General features: G+C 47.8%; 6 protein-coding genes. 5 read left to right on the top strand and 1 reads right to left on the bottom strand.

Annotation, left to right across the window (positions count from 1 at the left end):
- Nucleotides 1-144: phosphomethylpyrimidine synthase ThiC (locus tag IJN28_01315; protein MBQ6712411.1), on the top strand; the 144-nt coding region annotated here is incomplete at its 5' end.
- 47 nt (nt 145-191) lie between these two features.
- On the opposite strand, the gene IJN28_01310 is transcribed toward IJN28_01315, so the two are convergent.
- Complete coding sequence (locus IJN28_01310; GenBank protein MBQ6712410.1) at nt 192-1067, bottom strand: LysR family transcriptional regulator; 876 nt, start codon at nt 1065-1067, stop codon at nt 192-194.
- 137 nt (nt 1068-1204) lie between these two features.
- Between IJN28_01310 and IJN28_01305 the strand changes: the two genes are divergently transcribed.
- From IJN28_01305 to thiL, 4 genes are all read left to right on the top strand, one after another.
- Nucleotides 1205-2185: a 4Fe-4S binding protein gene (locus IJN28_01305; protein ID MBQ6712409.1), complete on the top strand. Its 981-nt coding sequence runs from the start codon at nt 1205-1207 to the stop codon at nt 2183-2185.
- Nucleotides 2186-2259: 74 nt separating this feature from the next.
- A complete protein-coding gene (gene yaaA / locus IJN28_01300; GenBank protein MBQ6712408.1) occupies nt 2260-3015 on the top strand; it encodes a peroxide stress protein YaaA in 756 nt (251 codons plus the stop codon).
- The gene (gene bcp, locus IJN28_01295) at nt 3012-3467 is read left to right on the top strand and encodes a thioredoxin-dependent thiol peroxidase (protein MBQ6712407.1); all 456 of its coding nucleotides are present in this window, start codon (nt 3012-3014) and stop codon (nt 3465-3467) included. The genes yaaA and bcp overlap by 4 nt, the downstream gene beginning before the upstream one ends.
- A 131-nt stretch (nt 3468-3598) precedes the next feature.
- Nucleotides 3599-4391 (top strand): thiamine-phosphate kinase (gene thiL / locus IJN28_01290; GenBank protein ID MBQ6712406.1); only part of this gene is annotated, 793 nt, incomplete at its 3' end.

Here is a 4391-nt window from a genome sequence, read left to right as displayed (position 1 = left end):
GCGCTTGCTATCGATCCCGAGAAAGCAAAACGATATCGCAAAGCTCGCAATGAAGAAAAAGCAGAAGCCTGCTCGATGTGCGGCGATTATTGCGCCGTTAAGATCGTCGGAGAATATCTCGGCAAACCGGGCGGACATTGCTGATAAAGAAATAAAAAAGAGCCTGCATTTTGTGCGGGCTCTTTTTTATTTTATTGCGAATTCGTTAAAAGTAGGTCTTTTCCGAAAAATCGAGCGATCTTTTCTTGGGGATCGGTATGTTTCAAATAAATAATATTGAATTCTCGCATGATAGGCTTTTGCTGAAGGATGAACTTGGCAAGGAATGGATCACTGTCAGCCAAGACCTCATATACGAACGAAATGCCGTAACCGTTTTTTACGAGATCGACGATTACTTTGAAACTGGAAATGGAGATGTGATGTTTGAATCGCTCTAACGATTCGTTATAAGCAGTCAACTCTTGCTCCAAGATCGCACGTGTGCCGGAACCGTCCTCGCGATGAATAATAGTCTCTTGGAACAATTCTTCTATAGTGACTTCACGATTTGCGAACGGATGCGCCTTATGGCAGATGCCGACGAATGGTTCGCGACGAAATAGCATACTGTCGAATCGTTCTTTGTCAAAGAAACCTTCTATCACGGCGAAATCCAGTTTATTCTCTTCCAACAGATAGAGCAGATGCTCTGTGTTATCGACGACGAGACTCAGCGTGTGGTCTTGGCGGTCAAGATAACGGTAGATATGGTCTTGCAGAACGTAGTCGCCGATCGTTTTTGTTGCGCCGATCTTAAGCTCGTATACTGCGCTTTCTGCGAGCTTCTCACGTAGGTTTTGATCGTGATACTTGGCGGCTCGGGCATACTGCTCCAATGTACGTGCCGCATCGGTCTTGTAGAGACGGCGATTATCGTAAGTGAACAGCTTACAGTCATATTCGCGCTCCAGAAAATGGATCTGCTGTGTAATGGCAGGTTGGGTGATATGGAGGATCTCTGCCGCTTTTCTGTAATTCATACAGTCGCACAGAACCAAGAATGTATTCAGTCTGTAGTCGATCATTAGAACCTCCGGTGTGATAATATTATCTTATTAAATGATAATAAATGTTAAATAGATTTTATCATATGCGTGTGCTATAATCAACAAGGAACGAACAAAATGGGAAAATATGCAAGAATGAAAAGGAGCGTATCGGTATGAATAAAAATGGTCTTGGTGGTGTTGATATGGATAATAATATGGTCGTTTTGTCGCCCGAAGAAGTCAAACGAGTCAAAGGGCTGGGGTGTTTGCGGGACAAACGTTACGGTGATGTGTTCAATGTGCGGGTCATCACGCGTAACGGTAAGATCACGGCACAAGAACACCGTGTGATCGCTGAAGCGGCAGAACGATTCGGCAGTGGTGAGGTTGCGATGACGACACGCTTGACGTTGGAGATACAAGGTGTCAGATATAGTAATATTCAGCCGTTGATCGATTTTCTCGGTGCGCATGGTCTGTCTACCGGCGGTACGGGGAGCCTGGTACGCCCGATCGTATCTTGTAAAGGAACGACGTGCCAATATGGTCTGGCGGATACGTACAGTCTGTCCGATAAGATTCACGAGCGTTTTTATGTAGGCTATCACGGCGTAATGTTACCGCATAAGTTCAAGATCGCCGTAGGCGGTTGCCCGAATAATTGTGTTAAGCCCGATCTGAATGATCTTGGCATCGTTGGACAGAGCATTCCCGTAGTAGAGTTGTCTAAGTGTCGTGGATGTAAGAAGTGTCAGGTAGTAGAGAGCTGTCCTATCAAGATAGCAAAGGTCGCAGACGGTAAGATCGACATCGATCCTGCTGAATGTAACAAATGCGGTCGCTGTCAAGGCAAATGTCCGTTCGGTGCGATGGTTGAATATCAGGCGGGATTCAAGGTAACGATCGGCGGTCGCTGGGGCAAAAAGATCGCGCACGGTATTCCGTTAACGAAAATATTCACTTCCGAAGAAGAGGTCATGGATGTCGTAGAAAAAGCCATTCTTCTGTTCCGTGATGAAGGTATTTCGGGAGAGCGTTTTGCCGATACGGTGGCGCGATTGGGTTTTGATTATGTGAACGACAAGTTGATCGGCAGTGATATTGATAAAACCGCCATCTTGAATAAGGCTGTCAAGGGGGACGCTATGTGTTGACAATACCTGCTTGACAGGATAATGAGTCAATATTATACTAGAAGAGTATATTTAAGAAGGGGCGGAGGTTTGGTATGCGGATCATCATCTCTCCTGCCAAGAAGATGCGCGTCGAGACGGATGATATTTGTCCGATGACACAGCCTTTTTTCTTGGCTGAGGCGAAAGAACTGCACAGTCATCTGTGTACGCTCTCCTACGATGAGCTGAAAACGCTCTGGCAGTGCAGTGACAAGCTCGCGCAGGAAGCACAAGCAATGCTTGGTAGAGCCGACTTTTGCGGTGTGTGTTCGCCTGCCATCCTTGCATATGAAGGGATCCAGTACAAGTACATGGCGCCAAGCATCTTCGATGAGAAGGAGTTCTCTTATATTGCGGAGCATCTGCGGATATTGTCGGGGCTGTACGGTATCCTTCGCCCGTTCGACGGTGTCGTATCGTATCGCTTGGAGATGCAAGCTAAGCTTGCGGTCGGCGATGCGCGGAACTTGTACGAGTTCTGGGGCAGTCGATTGGCATCGGTGCTCTGCCAAGAGACGGATACGATCATCAACCTTGCATCGAAAGAGTACAGTCGATGTATTGAACGGTATTTACCGAGCGATGTGCGTATGGTAACGGTCGTGTTCGGAGAGCGCATCGGCGGGCGTATCGTGGAGAAAGGCACGCTCTGCAAGATGGCGCGCGGCGAGATGGTGCGCTATTTGGCGCGGAATAACGCAACGTGTGTTGAAGATATGCGCGGATTCGCCGAATTGGGATATACATATTCCGAAGCTGATTCAAATGATGATACATACGTTTTTATTAAGGGAGGAAATGAAACATGATAGAAGTTGGTATGATGGCACCTGATTTTGTATTACCGAATGCGGAAGGCGAAGAAGTACGTCTTTCTGATTATCGTGGCAAAAAAGTCGTTCTCTATTTTTATCCGAAAGACAATACGCCCGGCTGTACACGTCAGGCATGTGCGTTCGCAGGTGCGTATCAGGGATTCGTCGAAAAAGATGTCGTCGTCATCGGCATCAGCAAGGATACGGTTGCAAGCCACAAGAAATTCGCGGAGAAACATAACTTGCCGTTCGTATTGCTCGCCGATCCCGAGCTTGCTGCGATACAGGCTTACGGTGTGTGGGTAGAGAAAAAACGTTTCGGCAAAGTCGGTATGGGCATTGCGCGCACGACGTTCATCATTGATGAAGAAGGCAAGATCGAAAAAGTCATGGCCAAAGTAAAACCCGATACGAATGCAGAGGATATCCTTGCTTATCTCGGATAAGAGATTCGTCAGGCAAGACGGTATTGTGTGGAAAAAGCTGCAAAAGATGCAACTTTTCTCGACATACCGTCTTTTTTTCGTTATAATGAAGGGTAAAGAAAAATTCAAGTGAAGAGGCAGAAGGTGATTCTATGGCGATTCGCGAGTTGGGTGAATTCGGTTTGATCGATGTGATACAAGAAAATACGATATTCAGTCCCGATTCTGTCGTTGTTGGAATTGGTGACGATGCGGCAGCGATCCGCCCGCCGAAAGATAAGCTGGAGCTGTTTGCGACTGATATGCTCGTTGAGGATATCCACTTTACTGTCGATACGATCAGTCCGTACGACCTCGGCTATAAGACGATAGCCGTCAACTTGAGTGATATCGCGGCGATGGGCGGACGACCGACACAAGTCGTCATCTCGATGGCACTTCGCACTGACCTCTCTGCATCGTTCGTGACGGAGATGTATCTGGGGATGAAAGAGATATGCCGCGAGTTCGGCGTTAATCTTGTCGGCGGTGACACCGTTTCTACGAGAGGGCCTATCGTGCTGAACTGTGCGGTACTTGGCGAGGTAGCAGAATCACGCTTGCAAAAACGAAGCGGAGCGCGTGTCGGTGACTGGGTAGCCGTTACGAATACGCTCGGTGATTCGGCGGCAGGCTGTGAGCTTTTGTTAAAGCGCAAAGAGGTGTATACCGATGCGGAAAAAGCACTTATCAGGGCACACGTGAAGCCGTGTCCGCAGGTAGAATTGGCAAAATATCTTGCCGAATATGCAACGAGCATGAACGATGTCAGCGATGGCCTGGCAAGCGAGTCGAACGAGCTGGCGAAGGCGGGCAATATCCGTATCCGTATCGACAAGGCGAAGATTCCGCTTTCCGATGCGATGCGGGAGGTTTCGCTGGATAAAGAAAAGACAGATTACGCGC

Source organism: Selenomonadales bacterium (assembly GCA_017442105.1).
Lineage (GTDB): Bacteria > Bacillota > Negativicutes > RGIG982 > RGIG982 > RGIG982.
The sequence above is the reverse complement of the archived record's forward strand: the minus strand, read 5'-3'. Positions and strand labels throughout refer to the sequence as shown.